This window comes from Gracilimonas sp., assembly GCF_017641085.1.
In the GTDB taxonomy this organism is placed as follows: Bacteria; Bacteroidota; Rhodothermia; order Balneolales; family Balneolaceae; genus Gracilimonas.
In genome coordinates this window covers 1-17,950 of record NZ_JAEPPI010000001.1, presented here as the reverse complement: position 1 = coordinate 17,950, position 17,950 = coordinate 1, and the positions used below count along the sequence as shown (strand labels likewise).

The 17,950-nt window shown below is 44.2% G+C and carries 15 protein-coding genes and 2 rRNA genes; 2 read left to right on the top strand and 15 right to left on the bottom strand.

Features of this window, described 5'->3' with window-relative positions; translation table 11 throughout:
• The first annotated feature begins 72 nt into the window (after positions 1 to 72).
• Positions 73 to 2,706: a hypothetical protein gene (locus JJ941_RS00085; protein WP_290960643.1), complete on the top strand. Its 2,634-nt coding sequence runs from the start codon at positions 73 to 75 to the stop codon at positions 2,704 to 2,706.
• A 167-nt stretch (positions 2,707 to 2,873) separates the two neighbouring features.
• Here JJ941_RS00085 and JJ941_RS00080 read toward each other — a convergent pair whose 3' ends face one another.
• From JJ941_RS00080 to JJ941_RS00030, 11 genes are all read right to left on the bottom strand, one after another.
• Positions 2,874 to 3,770 (bottom strand): TIGR01777 family oxidoreductase, encoded by an 897-nt coding sequence (locus tag JJ941_RS00080; RefSeq protein WP_290960641.1) that lies wholly within the window; start codon positions 3,768 to 3,770, stop codon positions 2,874 to 2,876.
• Positions 3,771 to 3,821: 51 nt separating this feature from the next.
• On the bottom strand, positions 3,822 to 4,847 hold the full coding sequence (locus JJ941_RS00075) for a dipeptide epimerase (protein WP_290960638.1): 1,026 nt from the start codon (positions 4,845 to 4,847) through the stop codon (positions 3,822 to 3,824).
• A complete protein-coding gene (locus JJ941_RS00070) occupies positions 4,834 to 5,655 on the bottom strand; it encodes a phosphatidate cytidylyltransferase (RefSeq protein WP_290960635.1) in 822 nt (273 codons plus the stop codon). Before JJ941_RS00070 ends, JJ941_RS00075 begins: the two co-directional genes overlap by 14 nt.
• Before the next feature lie 12 nt (positions 5,656 to 5,667).
• The gene (locus tag JJ941_RS00065) at positions 5,668 to 5,949 is read right to left on the bottom strand and encodes a DUF2007 domain-containing protein (RefSeq protein ID WP_255133299.1); all 282 of its coding nucleotides are present in this window, start codon (positions 5,947 to 5,949) and stop codon (positions 5,668 to 5,670) included.
• The gene (locus tag JJ941_RS00060) at positions 5,946 to 6,902 is read right to left on the bottom strand and encodes a type II CAAX endopeptidase family protein (RefSeq protein WP_290960631.1); all 957 of its coding nucleotides are present in this window, start codon (positions 6,900 to 6,902) and stop codon (positions 5,946 to 5,948) included. Before JJ941_RS00060 ends, JJ941_RS00065 begins: the two co-directional genes overlap by 4 nt.
• A gap of 9 nt (positions 6,903 to 6,911) precedes the next feature.
• Positions 6,912 to 7,463, bottom strand: coding sequence for a hypothetical protein (locus JJ941_RS00055; protein WP_290960629.1), 552 nt, complete (start codon positions 7,461 to 7,463; stop codon positions 6,912 to 6,914).
• 8 nt (positions 7,464 to 7,471) lie between these two features.
• Positions 7,472 to 7,900, bottom strand: coding sequence for a DUF2085 domain-containing protein (locus tag JJ941_RS00050; protein ID WP_290960626.1), 429 nt, complete (start codon positions 7,898 to 7,900; stop codon positions 7,472 to 7,474).
• Positions 7,901 to 7,945: 45 nt separating this feature from the next.
• Entirely contained in the window at positions 7,946 to 8,383 is a 438-nt protein-coding gene (locus JJ941_RS00045; RefSeq protein ID WP_290960622.1) for a thioesterase family protein, read from the bottom strand.
• 5 nt (positions 8,384 to 8,388) lie between these two features.
• Positions 8,389 to 9,345, bottom strand: coding sequence for an acetyl-CoA carboxylase carboxyltransferase subunit alpha (locus tag JJ941_RS00040; RefSeq protein WP_290960619.1), 957 nt, complete (start codon positions 9,343 to 9,345; stop codon positions 8,389 to 8,391).
• A 71-nt stretch (positions 9,346 to 9,416) separates the two neighbouring features.
• Positions 9,417 to 10,145, bottom strand: a complete 729-nt coding sequence (locus tag JJ941_RS00035; RefSeq protein ID WP_255133311.1) for a polyprenol monophosphomannose synthase — start codon at positions 10,143 to 10,145, stop codon at positions 9,417 to 9,419.
• Position 10,146: 1 nt separating this feature from the next.
• Entirely contained in the window at positions 10,147 to 11,556 is a 1,410-nt protein-coding gene (locus JJ941_RS00030; RefSeq protein WP_255133313.1) for a sugar transferase, read from the bottom strand.
• A 92-nt stretch (positions 11,557 to 11,648) separates the two neighbouring features.
• Here JJ941_RS00030 and tgt point away from each other — a divergent pair, with 92 nt between their 5' ends.
• Positions 11,649 to 12,776 (top strand): tRNA guanosine(34) transglycosylase Tgt, encoded by a 1,128-nt coding sequence (tgt, locus tag JJ941_RS00025; protein ID WP_290960613.1) that lies wholly within the window; start codon positions 11,649 to 11,651, stop codon positions 12,774 to 12,776.
• On the opposite strand, the gene JJ941_RS00020 is transcribed toward tgt, so the two are convergent.
• The 4 genes from JJ941_RS00020 to JJ941_RS00005 form a co-directional block, all read right to left on the bottom strand.
• Complete coding sequence (locus JJ941_RS00020) at positions 12,773 to 14,848, bottom strand: glycosyltransferase (RefSeq protein WP_290960610.1); 2,076 nt, start codon at positions 14,846 to 14,848, stop codon at positions 12,773 to 12,775. The genes tgt and JJ941_RS00020 overlap by 4 nt on opposite strands.
• A 62-nt stretch (positions 14,849 to 14,910) precedes the next feature.
• Positions 14,911 to 17,220, bottom strand: coding sequence for a two-component regulator propeller domain-containing protein (locus JJ941_RS00015; protein WP_290960607.1), 2,310 nt, complete (start codon positions 17,218 to 17,220; stop codon positions 14,911 to 14,913).
• Positions 17,221 to 17,446: 226 nt separating this feature from the next.
• Positions 17,447 to 17,556, bottom strand: a 5S ribosomal RNA gene (gene rrf / locus JJ941_RS00010).
• A 123-nt stretch (positions 17,557 to 17,679) separates the two neighbouring features.
• Positions 17,680 to 17,950: ribosomal RNA gene (locus JJ941_RS00005) — 23S ribosomal RNA — on the bottom strand; the annotation flags it as partial.

Below are 17,950 nucleotides of genomic sequence, written 5' to 3'. Positions count from 1 at the left end.
ACGGAACTTTTTATAGTCCCGGAAATTAGCCAATACAGAACCAAGACCTAAACAGCTTATTATTTCTTATTGATGCAACGCCTTTTTCAACTCTTAATTACTTTTTTTTCCATTAGCCTTATAGCTGCCTGCTCATCCGCACCGGATAATGAATGGTTTGCATTAATTCCTGAGGAAGCCACTTTTTTGGTAGTACCCGAGGATGGACTGAATGTACAAGAAATCATTACCAAAGAGTATGCCACTTACCTTGATGATTTAACGCCATCGGCCCTGCAGCAAGTGGCCGGCATCGATGCTGAAATGGATAACCCCTTAAGTATAAAAGCGGTGGCTCTGTATCCGGCTACCTCCCTCCACTCCAATTTTTTGTGGATTACGGGTTCATCTTCCTCAGATTTGAGCCAATGGGCATCCAGGTTTTATCAGCCGTTCACTCAGAATAATTACGAATTTAAAGGGTTCATCATTCATAAATTATTCTTCAATAAGACGGAAATTTATGCAGCACAGGTAAATGACTATCTTATTTTGTCGGAATCGAGCCTGATTATAGAAAACTCATTACGTGCTTTTCTCGGTGATAAACCTTCGATTCAGCTTCAGCAAAACCCTCCGGCTTCCACGCTTGTGTTGAATACCCCGCAATTAGATCATTGGGTTGAACAGTTTGCAACGGTCATTAATCGCCCGGCCGTAATGTCTTCTTTCTCGGGCACTCAACCCGCAGCCTTTACTTTCGATTCCTATTCAGACTCTACCAATAATATCCAGCTTTCCGGAAATATCGAACTGGCCGAAGACCGGCATTCTATTTTAGTGGACGCTTTCTCTTATGAGAACAAACCCATCACTCTCGATCGGCATATAGCAAGCAACGCTGCAGCTTTTGCCCTGTTTAGGCTACCTCCCGTTTCGGTTCCTGTAGAGCCAACCAATACCATCACCACTAAACTTGATTCGGTATTGCTTCAGAATATCAGCCTGTACCAAAACCTGGCTAACACTCTGGCATCAGAATTTGCTTTCGAGGCTTTCCCGGAATCCGGGCTACTCTCAACCGGCGAGTTTTTGGTTATGCGAAAGCTTAAAGACCGAAATTCTTTCCGGAGCCAACTCAATAGGTTGGTACGCGATGGACTGATTAATTTTCAGGATAATACGTATCAAATCAGCAGCAGCGTGATGGGTAAGCTGATCGGATCTGAAATGAGCACGCTGCGGGATTTTTACCTTGCCTTTTCAAATGATATAGTGGTTATCGCAAAGCGAAAAGGACTGGCTGAAAGCGTGAATGCAGATCGAATCCGCCGGCGGGTTATCTATTATGATGAAACCTATTCAAATGTACGAGATAACCTGCCTGAGGAAGTGAGTGGATTTGTATGGTCGGCCTCAAACGACTTTCTCCAATTCATCCGGCCCTATGTGAAAACGGAGACTTCTGTTGCCGGTTTACTCAGTCGCTTCGACATCACAACGATGACGATGACTACCCAAAACAATGCAATAAACCTGACGCTGAACACCTACTCAAAAGAAGGGTCGAGCCTGCCATATGAAGAATTATGGGTCATGCCGCTATCCAATTTTGAGCTAAGCGGCAAACCGGTGTTAGGTGATTTAGTTGGAAGCAGTACGGATGAAATCATTTTCTCAACTCAGGACGGCCGGGTGATGGCTCTTGCTTTGGACGGCACCATTGCTATGCAAACATCAACCGATGGACTCGCACCCATTGGAGGTCCTCAATTATACGATTGGTACGGAAACGGGCAACAAATCATTTTCCTGGCGGCCGGCTCTAAAATCTTTGCCTGGAACGAGAACGGAAACCTGCTTCCGCGTTTCCCGCTTGAAATGAACGAGCCAATTACAGCTCCTATTTTAGTTCAGGATGTTCTTAGAAACGGTGTCCCTGAAATTGTCGTAGCCACCGAAGATAGGAAAGTTCATGTTCTGGACGGGAGAGGTGAAAACGTACGCGGATGGCCTCAAAACACCAATGCAACTGTTCAGTCACAACCGGTATTTTCACTTCTGGATGATGTTTGGTCGGTCTGGGCTTTTTCTGAAAATGCCTTACATAGCTGGTTGAGAAGTGGAAACACGCGCCCGGGATATCCACAATTTGTGAATGCTCGATTCACCCACTCCCCACTCGTTTTCGAAAACCAGGTAACCGCCAGTGCAGCTGATGGCTATCTTTATTCGTTAGGGATTAATCCGGTTTTCAGTGATTCTCTGGCAACTACTATTTCTGAAGATTCCGTTTCCATACGTTCACTCTACATAGCCAATAATGAGCTTTCATCCGTTGACTATCGGGAGAACATTTTGCTCAGAGACAGCACCGGGTTTTATCGGAATGACTTACTGATTACCCAAAGTTTAAATGGGTCGTTGTTCTTATACAACAAGGAAGGAGAGCTCCGGTTTACAAAAAGTCTCGGTCAGCCTGCTTCCACAACATTTGCTCCGCAACTTATCGATATAAATTCGGATAACACTCTTGAGCTGGTTGCATTGGCTGAGTTCGGCCGGCTTTATGCCTGGGAAGTGCTGACCGGAGAACGTTTATTTGGAATACCCACATCCGGAATGAAGTATCCGATTATTACAGATTTAAACGGTGATGGACAAAAAGAACTGATTGCTCAAACAAGAGAAGGCCTTCGCTGCTGGACGATTAACAGGGAGAATTAGGTTATAGGTTATAGGTTTTAGGGACAAGGTGTTAGGTTTTAGTGGAGCATGTGGATCGTAAGCGAAAAGTCTTCACATTAACTTTCTAGTACTAATCTTTTAGCAGTGTCAAGGCAATTTAAAGAACCACTAAAACCTAACAACTAAAACCTTGCCCCTAACACCTCCTACACAATGTCAGCGAGGGCTTCTTCCAAATACTCAAAATGAAACTCAAAATCCGCAACTTGCAGCTTCTTTGGTTGCATGCGGATACTGTCGGTTACCGGCTTGGCGGCTTCACCCAATACAATATCCAGAGCAAACTTAGGTACCCGGAATATGGACGGACGATTCATAACGTTACCCAGAGTCTCGGCAAACTCATTCATCGTAACCGGATTAGGGGAACATACATTATAAGCACCGGTAAACTCTTCATTCACTAATGGAAAAGTAAGTGCTTTACATAGATCCGTTCTGTGAATCCAACTCATGTATTGCTCACCGCTGCCAACGGGTCCGCCTACCAAAAACTGAAAGGGCGGGACCATTTTTCCAAGAGCTCCGCCCCCTTTCTCCAATACAATTCCGATACGCGGGTTGACTACCCGAACCCCAAACCCGGCTGCCTTTTGAGACTCCGCCTCCCACGCCTCACATACGTCAGCTAAAAAATCACTTCCATGAGCTTCTTCTTCATCCAAAATATCATCACCACGGTTTCCATAGATTCCTGAAGCCGAGGCGGATATAAAAACATCCGGCTTTTGATCGGCTTCCCGCATGGCATCCACCAACTGTTGTGTGGATCGAACCCGGCTATCCATAATTCTCGTCTTCACTTCATCGGTCCAGCGTTGGCCGAACAGGTTTTCTCCCGCAAGGTTTATCACCCCATCTATTTCATTCATCTCGGTGGCAAGATCATCATCCCACCCAATAAACCGCTGGTTTTTGGCCGCTTCGTCTTCATATTTTTTGGGGCTGCGACTCACAATTACCAGGTTATGACCTTGTTTGAGAAGCATAGTTCTCAATTCTTCGCCAATAAAACCTGTTCCGCCCGTAATAAGAATATTCATAATCTTGGTTTCTTTGTTTTCATACCAAACCACATCCGGCTACAAAAACATTCACTTACTAACCCCGAAACCCGGTTTCTCCGATAATTCAATTTCTCGTGATTCCAGCACTGTTAAACCACTAAACGGATCATTCCCTATCAAAAGGTGGCCGTCCAGGTCGGCGTAGTCTGCTTCAAGGGCCAATAGTGTTCCTGCAGCGTTCGCCAAAGAGCTTTCGATCATGCACCCTATCATGACCTCCATTCCCAAAGAACGGGCTTCTTTCAGAACCTGTCTCGCTTTAACCAAGCTTCCTATTTTCATCAGTTTGATGTTAATCACATGGAAAGCTTCTGCTATTTCCCGGAGGTCTTCATTTCCCCGAAAGCTTTCATCAGCAGCCAGTGGCAATGGTGACCATTGCTTCAATTTTTTCATGAGCTCAAACTCATCAGCAGGCATGGGTTGTTCAATCAATTCTACATTTTGGGTGGCTAAAAACTCGATCTCTCTTTTGGCCTGGTCAAGGTTTGTCCAGCCTTCATTGGCATCCACCCGAAGGGGTTTGTCTGTGACTTCTCTGATAGCCTGAATAATCTCTCTGTCCCTGTCCGTTCCCAGCTTGATCTTGTAAACCGGATACTGACCGGCTTCCTGAATTTTCTTCTGCATTCTTTCAGGCTTATCCAAGCCGATGGTGTAGGAGGTCACCGGGCCTGTTGGAGAACCTATACCCCATAACCTCCACAATGGTTGATCCTGGGATTTGGCCCACCAATCCAGCCATGCCATTTCGATTGCGCATTTTGCTGACTGAATGGAGGATAGATTCAGGCCTTCCAGCTTTTCAGTTATTTCTTCCGCATGTTCAATTTCATCAAAAAAGTCATCGGGTAGCGAATCAAAGTACTCTTTTACTTTTTCCGGAGTCTCATTGTATCGCGTATTAGGACCGGCCTCTCCATAACCGGTAAATCCATCTTTGGTTATAGACAGAAATACATTGGGTACCTGAGATTTTGATCCTCTTGAGATGGTGAAAACTTCTTTTAGCTTAAGCGGGAATACTTCCCAATCGACCTTAAAATGAGACATATCCAAATTCCTGAATGAGCTGTAAATAAATATAAACGGCGGGTGCTACCAGTAGCAGTGCATCAAAACGATCAAAGAATCCTCCGTGCCCCGGAAGTAAATCAGAAGAATCTTTTACACCGGCTTTTCTTTTGATTTTGCTTTCAATTAAATCCCCGACGGGACCAAAGGTGCCCACCAACAAAATTAACGGAAGAGTCAGAGTCATCGTTACACTCGTTTCAAATGGGATGGCATATAAGGCAATGGCCAACCCCACAAAGCACCCAAAATAACCCGATATAAAACCTTCCCAGGTTTTATTGGGACTGATGGAAGGAGCCAGTTTTCTTTTCCCGAATGAACGTCCACCGAAGTAGGCAAACACATCCCCGCCCCACACCATTAGTACGGCAGCCAGGGTTAGCAGGAAGCCGGTTTCGTTGGTGCCAAGATCCCGAATCAGCATCAGGCAAAGAAGACCAAGGGGAGCATACAATCCCGCAAAAAAAGAAGTGCTCAATTTAGTGATACTCTCTTCGGACACATCAAAAGTTTGAATGGCAATGAAGAGGAGTAGAATGCCCAGTCCTATTTCAAAAGCATAAGGAAGTACCGGGAACAGCATAATCCACAAACCTATGGTGTAGGGAAAGTATTGATCGGTGGGATTGCCCGCACTGCTCATCAACCGCATCACTTCCTGCTGAATAAAAAATCCTATAAAAATGATGAAGCCTTTGAAGTACCAGCCTCCCATCCATGTCAAGAAAATGAATAAAATTGCTGCAGGTACCGCAAAAAGAATGCGTTTTACAAGTTCACTCAAGTCAGGCTCCGGTTATTCGGTGTCAGGATTGAAATCGGGATTTTCTTCTTCAAGATCTTCCAGTGCCTTACGGGCTTTTTTTTCAAACTCTTTGGGCACGTATAAATAGACCATCGCCATCTCACTTACATTCAGGCTGTAGGCCGAATCGCGCTTGGACAAGATATTGGAAGGAATCTTCAGGTTAGACAGGTAGTTCTTCGCCATTTCGATTTCGAGGTCTGTGCTGCCTTCAAGCACACAAACCCAATTATCGATATCGTTTGGCTTGGGGGATTTGGAGAAAAAACTCATGATTCCTGCTCTTTTGGTTTCAACGTGTACAGGTAATAAAGCAAACCTGTGGTTAAAACGACACTGCCAATTACCAAAAGAACAGGGATGTCCATTTCCGGGGTAATTTTCTCATCCAGCATTTCCGGGTAAAAGCTGCTGGCTACTACTTGTCCGCCGTTATTTACAAAGTGAGCAACCATAGCCGGAATCAGACTATCAGAGATGTAGGTAACATAGGCCAGGAAAACACCTAAAGTGGCCAGCGGTAAAAAGTTTGAAATTTGAAGGTGATAGGCTCCGAAGATAGCCCCTGATATTAAGATAGCAGCCGTTATGCCCCAGCTTTTTTCAAAAGCCCGCTGCACATATCCCCGATACATAATCTCTTCGCACACCGCCGGTACCAAACCAATATGAAATACTCCCAAAAGCAGGGCATTATCTGATTTCAGAAAGTTTGAAATCATTTCGGCCATGGTCTCCTGCATTTGAGCCATGGCTTCCGGAACCGGCAGAAAGGAATTCAGCCATCCTAAAAAGAGAATAGTGGGCTGAGCAACAACAAAAAGAACGGCGGCCAAAGCGGTTACCTGCCACACATTCCCGGAAAGCTTCATTCTGAGAAATTCTTTCCGGTCTCCCTTTACTGCGTGAAGTTTGACAACCAGCAGTGTAGCAAGGGCCATGATGAGAATTTGACCCGAGGAGTTTGCCAGAAAAAGGATGTCAAAGTTGGTGGAAAGCTCGTCCAGTATGGTTTGCACATCCAGGCTTTCAGCTGTAGCTAAAACTCCTACGAACCCAACAATTATTCCAACAACGTTAAACGCGATTAGTGCTACAAAAACCCAGGCAATAGCCATTCCCCAGTGGGCAAAACCATTACGTTCTACCCACGGGGTTGGCTTACTGTTTTCATATACTTGCTGATACTCACTGTGCGAAGATGCCGTCTCTTTTTCCTGATTCATTAACTTCTTTTACTCTTCTGATGCGAAAATTTTAGCGCCGATTAAGCCCGAGATTACGTTCATAACACCAAGACCAATAAAAGTAAACAAAGCCTGAAGACCTATGTTTTTAGCGGAATTGGGATTTTCCATCCCGGAAATAGCTTGCTCTTTTGCTTCGGCCGGCATTTGCATGGCTTCAATATTCTGAATGTTCCAGTCTACAAGAGCTTGCTGAAAACTTGGATCAATAATATTCCAGATTTGTCCTAAAATAACAGAAACAATGGTAGCACCCAGACCAACGAAAAGTCCAATTAATGCACCTTTGCCGATTTTGTAGGTAATGTCATACTCTTTAGTGTAGTGCCAGTTTGCAAGCACTCCACCAATGGCCCCGACCAAACACCCTATGGTACCAAGAAGTTGAGCTGAACTAAAAAATGATCCTGATGGCTCAGAACCTAAAGTCATATACCCGCCGATAATTGCAAAGGCTGTAACTACAATCCCTACTACCAGTGAGGCTATTATTACTGAATTCCAATAACTTGGGTTTTCTTGTATCTGTTCGTTTTCCATATCCATTGTTACTCCGAATTATTAAGTGTGAAAAATTCATGTACCAAGATAAATGCGAGCGGTAATCCAAATAAGGCACCCATAATAAATCTTGAGGTAAGGGTATTCGTCCAAAGGCCGAAATAGTTTCCCGAAACATCAACTAAATTTAACAGAATAGCAGCAATTAACCAGCCCTTTTCTATGTTTTGTCCCCGCTTTTTTAACAGGGCATACACAGGCAGTAAAATCCAGCCGGCCAACAATGCCCCATAAATACCAAAACATCTTGCACAAACGGCCATTTGAACCCCGGAAAGAGTATATGAGCGGGCAGGATCCTGATGGCATAGCACATCAAATATGGCAAATTGCCAGCTGTTTATAGCTATTGATGAAGATGAAAACAGACCGGGGCCCAGGGCTGCAATATCCAGAAACAACAGTGCCGACAGCAAACTCCAGTACAATGTCTTGTTATGTGCCTGCAGGCTCCACACATTTTACCCGTTTAGCTGACCTTTAATACCCTGAAGAAAAGATTCGGGTGCGCGCAGAGGTTTTCGGGATTCACGATCCATAAAACAAAGACTGACTTCCCCAAACACATGCACCTTATCGGATGCTGAAGTTCTTACTTCATAAAAAGTTTGAAGCCGAACGGTGGGCATATCATATACCATCACTTTAATATGCATTTCCTCGTCATAGGTGATGGGCATTTTATATTCCAGCTCGGCATGAATCACTGGCAACATCACACCGGAATCTTCCATCTCCCGATATGAAAGCCCGTATGAGCGAATCATCTCAGTACGGGCTACTTCAAAATATTCCAGGTAACGACCATAATACGCGTATCCCATCCTATCGGTCTCACCATACCGGCTTCGGAGTCGGTGCGTATATTCAATGATAGGCTGCTTGTCCGGGAATTCCACAATCGTTACTTAACTACCTTCCACTCACCCATGGCAGCGTACTTGTCGATGCGTTGTTCGATGAGTTTCTCAGGTTTAAGTTTTTTGAGACGCTTGAGGCTCTGCAGAATTTGTTTTTTGAGAGCGGAAGCGGCTTCATCATGATCACGGTGAGCTCCGCCCATAGGCTCGGGTATCACACCGTCAATCACATCAAGTTCTTCAAGGTCAACGGCTGTCAGTTTTAAAACTGCTGCAGCCTGCTCTTTGTAGTCCCAGGTTTTCCATAAAATGGAAGAACAGGATTCCGGAGAAATAACCGAATACCAGGTATTCTCCATCATATAAACTTCATTCCCCATGCCTATACCAATCGCTCCGCCACTTGCTCCTTCACCAATTACAATGGTCACGAAAGGCACTTTCAGCATCGCCATCATTTTCAGGTTTTTAGCGATGGCTTCAGCCTGACCGCGTTCTTCGGCTTCCAGGCCGGGGTAAGCACCGGGTGTATCCAACAGCGTGATGATGGGAATATCGAACTTTTCGGCAAGCTTCATCAGCCGGTGGGCTTTCCGATATCCCTCCGGATTGGCCATTCCAAAATTGCGGTATTTACGGCTGTTGGTATCCCGACCTTTTTGGTGTCCGATAATCATAACCGACTGCCCGTCAATGGTAGCCAGTCCGCCAACAATAGCTTTATCATCAGCATGGTAGCGGTCTCCATGGAGCTCTACAAAATTCTCCGTGATTTTGTAGATGTAATCCAGTGTGTAAGGCCGATCCGGGTGGCGGGCCAGCTGTACTCTTTGCCAGCGGGTGAGATTACTAAAGATAGATTCTCTGAGCTTATCAACCCTTTTTTTCAGGCTTTGAATCTCTTTATCCAATACGCCATCACTTACATTTGAAAGTTCTTTGAGTTCTTCAATTTTACCTTCGAGTTCGGCAATGGGTTGTTCAAAATCTAAATACTGCATATCTGATTTTTAATTTTTTATCAGCAATAATATAAGGAATCCTCACCTGAGGTGAGAGTTTCAATTAGGAGTTACAGAGCACCAAAAATACTGCGGAATTTAAGCGCCCAAACGCGCCAGATGGCTTCTCTCACAATGGCCTTCGACATCTTAGAAACCCCTTCTTCCCGCTCCCGGAATACAATCGAAACTTCTTTCAGTTTAAAACCGGCTTTCCAGGCTCTGAAGTGTAGCTCAATCTGAAAAGCATACCCGTTCGATTTTATCCGCTCAATAGAAATAGACTCCAGTACCTTCCGGTGAATACATTTAAAACCGGCGGTAGTATCAAAAATGGGCAGCCCTGTAATGGTGCGGGCATAAATGTTGGCACAGTAGGATAATATCAAACGGCTTAACGGCCAGTTTATAATACTAATTCCGTTTGCATACCGGGAGCCTACGGCTACATCAGCCTTACCCGATTTCACCTCGTTAATCAGCCTCTCGGCATCATCAGGATCGTGGGAGAAATCGGCGTCCATTTCACATACATAATCGTAGCCTTTATCCAGGGCGTACTCAAAACCTTTTACGTAAGCCGTGCCCAACCCCAGTTTACCGGAACGTTCGATAAGTGCCACCCGACTGGAATATTCTTTCTGGGCTTTCCGTACAAAATCAGCGGTTCCATCCGGTGAACCGTCATCAATCACAAGAATATCCACCTGGTTTTCAAGATTCATCACGCGCTCAATCAGTCTGGTTATGTTGTGCGCTTCGTTGTATGTGGGGACAATAATTAAGGTATCTGAAGCCATGCTACTGTCCCTTTCCTTTTATGACGGTAATCATAGTGTTAATCAGGATTTTCGCATCCATTCTTAGTGATGCGTTTTCAATATAAAACAGGTCGAATTTTGTTTTCTCTTTTACATCATCGAGTGATGCATCGTATTTCCATTTTACCTGAGCCCAGCCGGTTATCCCTGGTCGAACTCTCAGCCTGCGAGTGTATAGGGGAATTTGTTTACTGAATTGCTCCACAAAATGAGGGCGTTCCGGCCGGGGGCCTACCAAACTCATATCGCCTTTCAATACATTTATAAACTGTGGTACTTCGTCAACCCGCAGCTTTCTTAACCAGTAGCCAAGCTTGGTTACGCGAGGATCATCTTTCTTTGCCCAGGTGGGTCCGCTGTGCTTTTCCGCATTATCCAGCATGGTGCGGAATTTATAGATGGTGAAAATCTTACCGTTTCTCCCCACTCTTCTCTGCCGGTAAATAGCCGGCCCCGGTGATGTAAGGCGAACGGCCAAACCTATCAAAATCAAGAAGGGGAAGGTGAGCAGTAAAACAACCGCAGAGACAATGATATCAAATGCTCTTTTAATCGTTTTTTCCCAAAGAGGCATCGGTTCCGGGGAAATTTCAACCAGCGGCATTCCAAAAATCTGGTTGGTTTTACTGAGTCCGCTCACCAGCTGATAAAAATCGGGTAATAATTTGAGTGAGATCTCGGGAGCATCCACTTTAGAAATAACATCCACCAAATCCTGCCGGCGGTCAGGCTCCAGGGCTACTAAAATATCCTGAACCTGCCGTTCTTCCAGTATTTCTTTAATCTGATCGAGGTTACCGATTACGTCCTCTTCGGTAATACCTGTTTCGGGGTCGGGTGCTTTTCCATTCACCTGTATAAACCCGAGCACCTGCATCCCCAGTATTTTATTACGGTTCAAATCATCGTAGGCCGCTTTGGCAGTTTGGCCGGTACCGATAATCACCGTACGGTGCAGTCCTTTTCCTCTTTGCGCATAGTATTTCTGGATGGTACGAACGATAAACCGGTTTAACGCCAACAGCACAAAAATGGTAGCCCAATAGGTGATGATAATCATCCGCTGTTCGCTGATGGATATACTCTCGTTGATATTAATGATGAAGTATAAGATGAGCGCCCCAAGCACACTGGCTTTCAGTACTTTTATAAACTCATCGAGGCGGGATACGAGATATAGCTTTTTATATGACCCCATCACCACAAAAATAGCCAGCCAATAAAAGCTTATAATGATACCGCCGGAAATAAAATCCAGGTTAAAATCCTGAATCAGAATATTCATCGTATTCGGATAGAAGGAATGAAATACAAACCAACTGGCCAATACGATGAGGAAATCCAGAATACTGGTAAAAATTACTTCCCGATATCTTTTTAACTTCAGCACTATATTTATATGAGGCCTTTCATTTTTAAGATTGCCAAAATAAGCAATTTTAGATAGGCTGCATAACTTCTAAAACTTAAATTTAATTTAGATTGTACACACTTAAAAAGACAGCATCTACCACAAAAGCACGGCTTGGCGAACTACAAACGGCACATGGTACTATTCAGACTCCCATTTTTATGCCCGTTGGCACCCTGGGAACCGTAAAAGGAGTTTCACAGGATACCCTGGTAGATCAGATTAAAGCACAGATAATTCTTGGCAATACCTATCACCTGTATTTGCGGCCGGGGTGTGATATAATCAAAGAAGCGGGTGGATTGCATAAATTTATGAACTGGGATCTGCCTATTCTTACCGACTCCGGCGGATACCAGATTTTTTCCCTTTCCGATAACCGGGAGCTGGACGAGGAAGGAGCTCACTTCCAAAGCCATATTGACGGCTCCCGACATACGTTTACTCCGGAAAATGTGGTGGAAACCCAGCGTATTCTTGGGTCCGATATTATGATGCTACTTGATGAATGTCCGCCCTATCCCAGTTCGTATGACTACGCCAAAAACTCCATGGAACTAACACACCGCTGGGCCAAACGCGGCAGAAAAGCATTTCTTGAAACGGAACCTCTGTATGGTCACGAACAGGCTCAGTTCGGTATTGTCCAGGGAGGAACGTATAAGGATTTACGGATTGAGTCTTCCAAATTTATGGCCGATCAGGATTTTGAAGGTATTGCCATTGGTGGACTGAGTGTAGGGGAACCCATTGACATGATGTACGAATTTACCGATTTGAACACCGATTATCTCCCCAAAGAAAAAGCACGCTACCTGATGGGTGTTGGAACTCCAGCCAACTTGCTGGAAGGAGTGGCCCGCGGCGTGGATATGTTCGACTGCGTGATGCCCACTCGGAATGCCAGAAACGGGACCATTTTTACCCGAAACGGAAGAGTGAATATCCGGAATGCGCAATGGAAAGAACATCACGATTATCTCGATCCTGATTTTCCCAGCGATTTGTGCAGCAAATACACGATGGCTTATATCCACCACCTGATTCGGAATAACGAGATTTTTGGGATGGTGCTGGCATCTATCCATAACCTGACATTCTATTTATGGCTGATGGAAGAAGTGCGGGAGCGAATAGCAGATGACACTTTTGGCGAATGGTATCCGGGAATGGTTGAAAGACTGGAGAATAGGATTTAGTCCTTTTTCTCTGTTTCTGATAATATTTCTAAAGGATGCGGACCATTAAATATGGTTTTTATCAGGATATCAATATCCATCCACAGCGAATAGTTTTGCAGGTAATACAAGCCAAAGCTTTCGGCTTCCTCTTCCTGCTGAATCCGGTTTTTGCTGATTTGAATGAGGCCCGTAACCCCCTTTTTGGCGGTGCTTGATTGCTCCATTACTGATTCACTGATGGGCGCCCCGACTAAACTCAGCTTACCTGAAATCACATACCACAATAACCGGAGCCGGTTTTTCCACTTATTTTGCTCTATCTGCCGGTACAGTTTTATGCCATCCACAAAAACCCAGTCTCGTCTCGAAAACAGCACGGCCGGCCAGCAGACCAACAACAGCAACACGAACAAAGGAACCGATAACCCAAGATCCAGCAATCTTTTCAGCAACCGATTTATGGGCTTGGAATATTCAAACTCTACTTCAACCAGGGGAATAACTTCGAGGTATTCCACATTAGATTTCCCCAAAATGAAATCCATGGAGTCCGGGATCAGCTTAAATACAATTTCTTCTTTCTGAAGATTGGATATTTCCTTCAGCATCTGCTTATAGCTGATGGAATTCAACGCAAAAAACACCTGATCTACCTGATAGGCTTTTACCAGATCACGAAGCTGAGTCAGCCCTCCCAATGCTTTTTCATCATCTTCATCCACATTCACATAGCCTACCACTTCATAACTCCAGTCGGGACGCGTGTGTATTTTTGAAATGATATCAGCCGACTGCCCGGCATCACCAACCAGAATTACCCGTGAATTCCTCAGTCTGCCCCTGTTCATGTTTCCAGCATCCTTCCTGTTTGCTCTGATGAGTTTAAAGGTGACGAAAAAAATCACTCCCAAAATAAATCCAAATATCAGCCCCAACCGCGAGTAAGCAAGATTCCTTACAAAAAACGTGATTATTACCACTCCGGAATAAGTAATACTTAACGCTTTAAGAGCCGTTGAAATTGATTCCTTATTCTTTTTAAACATCCCCAGCAAGCTTCCGCTAAAGAGGAATAAGAGCGTCATCAACAGGTTTATCCAAAGGTATTTGGTTCCTTCCGGGGTCAATATGTTTGTGCCCTTTATTCCGTAGCGGATCAAAAACCCTAAAGCCACCGACAAATTCAGTAATATCAGGTCGGCAAATACGGGCTTCAGTTTTTTCAGATTGGTTGAGATAAAAGAAAGAGCCGTTTTCAACCAAATAGCCAGATAGATAAATATCCGAAAAAATAAACTGTACCGGGCGCTATAGTGCTTGTCAAAAAATTGATACAGCGCTTTATTAAAGATTCGGATGTACCGCAGATCACCTTTCTTGGTGCTCTCTCCTTTATAGTGAATGATAGAGGTATCGGGCACGTAATCAATTCGAAAATCTGTTTTCTGAACGCGGTAGCACAAATCGATATCTTCCCCATACATAAAAAAGCGCTCATCGAAACCGTCCAGCTCTTTGAGTAAATCGGTTCGCCAGAACATAAAGGATCCGGAAAGCACTGGGATTTCACTGGCCTCATCTTCACCCATCCAGCTCAGGTAGTATTGGCTAAACAGTTTACTTTCCGGGAATAACGTATTCAGCCCAAAAACTTTGCACGAAGCTGACCAAATAGTAGGGATCGAACGCCGGGATTCCGGAGCAAAAGTACCATCCGGATTTAAAATTTTGCACCCCGCCGCCCCACACTCCGGGTTTTCATTCATGTGGTTCACCAATACATCAAGCGTATCTTCACTTACCAGCGTATCCGGGTTAATGATCAGCGTAAACTCCCCTTTTGCCTGCCTGATGGCCTGGTTGTTCGCCTTCCCAAAACCGACATTCTCCTCATTGGCTATGTAATTAACTTCCGGATATCGCTCTTTGAGGTAGGAAACGGAATCATCGCCGGAGTCATTGTCCACAACAAATATTTCCAGGGCAAAGTCGTGCTGTGCTTTTTTTAAAGAGTTAAGGAGATTGGCTATATACTCTTTAACCTTATAGTTAACAATAACCACCGAGATATGAGGAGCTGCATTTTGCACGCTTTAAAATCCTAAGTTCTTGGGGTGATAGTCAATATTTTATTCCAACACATATCCCCCCCTTATTTTACGATGACTACTTTCCCAACTCCGGTCTCCCGGCCACTGTCTTCAAAAGCAATCAGGAAATAAACGCCGGTTCCCAATCGGTTGCCACTGTAATCAAATCCATCCCAGCTTATTCTTCCACCTTGGGCCGTAAGTTCGTTCACCACAATGCCATCTATGCCCAACACTTTTATCTGGGTTGATTCGCTCAATCCCTCTACCACAATCCGGCTATGTTTAGCATAGTTAAATGGGTTTGGAAACACTTTAAGTTTATCCATTGATTTAACCGGAGCTTTTGGAATATCGAGATAACTCACCAATCCCAAATCAGTAGCTACAAACACCTCACCCGTTTCATTGTTTATGGAAATAGATTCAATATTATTTGAGATCAGGTTACTGTTCTCTGTGGTAAACCGTTTTATGATCCGGCTGCCTTCGTCATTTAATACCCATATTCCCTGGTTCACACTGCCAATCCACTTCTGGTTGGCATCATTAACCGCCATGGTGCTTACATTTACATCTCGCAGTAAAAAGCGGGATGCAGCTGTAGTATCTTCATTAATCAGCCATTGAGCCTGCCGCTCTTCCGGACCTCCTTCAACAATTAGCTCCGGGAAGATGAACCGGGCAATTCCCCTTCCGGTGCCAATCCAAACTTCTCCGTTTTTATCCTGAATAAAGGCATTAATTTTATCATCAGGAAGATTTCCATTTGATATTGCTGATGATAATCGCACCGAACGGTCATCATTGGGGTCCGTAGGTTCCCCGGTTTCTAAAATCAACAAGCCTTGCCCTACATTGTCACTATTAACCAGCGAAATCCATTTCTGATCAAAAGAGTCTATAAATAAATTAAAGTATAAGCTGCTTCCGGCTCGTCCTCTAAAAGGAATCCACTCTTCTGTTTCATTCAGTTGAACGTATAGCGGGAACTCAGCCCAATATGAAACAGCCCACATATTATTTTCGCTGTCATCACCCAGTCCGGAAATCACCACATAATTGGGGTTTTCATCAATCCCCACCAGGCTCGAATTAGACCTGTCATATTGAGTGATTTCGTTTGTTGATTTCTGATGCTTAATAATACCGTCGCCCCAGCTTCCAAAAAAATAGGAAGAATCGTTTGAGCCTACCGAAAACGCATAGGCTGTATTATTTAATGCGGGATTCGTGTTTCTGTTAAAGTTATTCCATAATCCGTCTTCGAAAATATAATACCCTCTTAGAAAAGCGAATGCGTCTGCACTTGGGAATGAGGTGGTTGAAGTACCAATCAATATATTATCCTCCACTTGTAGATTACCAAAAAAATTGAGGTAAGGCCCACTGGGAAGATAAAAATCGGCATTGCTGTTCCTGTTCTCCAGCACTACAAGTCCTTCATTGGTTGTCCCTAAAAAAATTCGCTCACTATCAAAGCGCAATTCCGTAATTGAACTTTCCAGGTTCAGGTTAATGCTTTCAGAATTCTGTTCTGTGTCTATAATCGTAAGTCTTGATGCTGAAGCAGCTCCCAATTCCTGACTGCTCATGCTTTTTTGGAAACTGCGGATACCATTTGCCGGAAATTCAGGATGTAAGGACCATGTAGCGCTATTCTCCTCCGAATAAATGCTACCGTCAATCAGAACGTTAATTTGGGAATTAAAAAAGTTAATCTCCTGCACACTATTGGCCGGGAGTCCCTCTGCTTCCGTGTAGTTAACCCAATTATCGCTTTCAACCAGGTTAGTATTTAAACTTCCGTAAGCTACCCCCTGAACTGTAGCAGCATAAATGGTATCTGAAACGATATCGAGATCATTTACTTGAACACCGATATCAAAATCACCCAGCTGAAGAAAACTGTTCTCGACAAACAGGTTTTGAAGGTTATATACCACAATACCAAAACTGGTGGCTACATAAAGCCGATTTTCATATACCTGAAACGCATTAATGCTTTTTGAATTAAATCTCGAAACTCTTTTGATGTCTTCTATTCTTTCTATTTCATTAGTTTCAAGAACAATAACATCCAAATTTCCGTCGATATATCCGGCGATCAAACGATTGTTGGCTGTGTCGGCAATAATCGAAGTGGGGTTAGATCGATACAGCCCGTCGAGGGTCGTTAATTGGTGACTGATCTCTCCATTGTCTACGCTGAATATACCCCCTAAAGTAGCACTAAATATTTCGCCCTTATTTACCGTGATGGAATTTACCGTAGAATATGAAGGATAAGCGTTCCAGCTTTCAAGACCTTGCGATAGGGTTACAAAAGGAAGGCTACAGAGAATAGATAGAAAGAATAATTTCTTAATCATATCAACCAATTAGATGTCGGTTTCTTAAAGTAATTGAATGCAAGCAGTTGCTCGCAGATGGTCACTAACCGTAGCTGTTTTCTATGATGCCTGATTTGATGTTTGAAATTATTCAGTGCTAATAACTTAAGGAAAAAGATCAGGTAGGTAAATTAAATCAAAAAATAAATTAACGACATAAAAAAAGCCTCTTCGTTGAGTGGAAGAGGCTTTGGGAAAAAAAGGAAGAAGGCGACGACCTACTCTACCCCTTGCGGGAGTACCATCGGCGCTGCAGGGCTTAACGTCCGTGTTCGGGATGGGAACGGGTGGGACCCCTGCGCTAGAGTCACCTTCAATAAAATCAGTATGTATACTGTCTAAAAAAACGTTCTTTGACATGATGAGGCCAGCAATAGTAACGGGGTTTATAAACTTAGCTGATTACAGGGGAATGCACGGGGACCCGTGCAAACCATATAACCGAAGCCAGTGGCCTAATTAGTATAGCTCGGCTAACCATGTTACCATGGGTACACCTGCTACCTATCTACCTGGTCGTCTTCCAGGAGGCTCTTAGGGAATACTTATCTTGGAGCGTGCTTCGCGCTTAGATGCATTCAGCGGCTTATCACTTCCGCACATAGCTACCCTGCGATGCATGCGACCACACAACAGGTACACTAGCGGTGCGTCCACTCCGGTCCTCTCGTACTAGGAGCAGCTCTCCGCAATATTCCTACGCCCACAG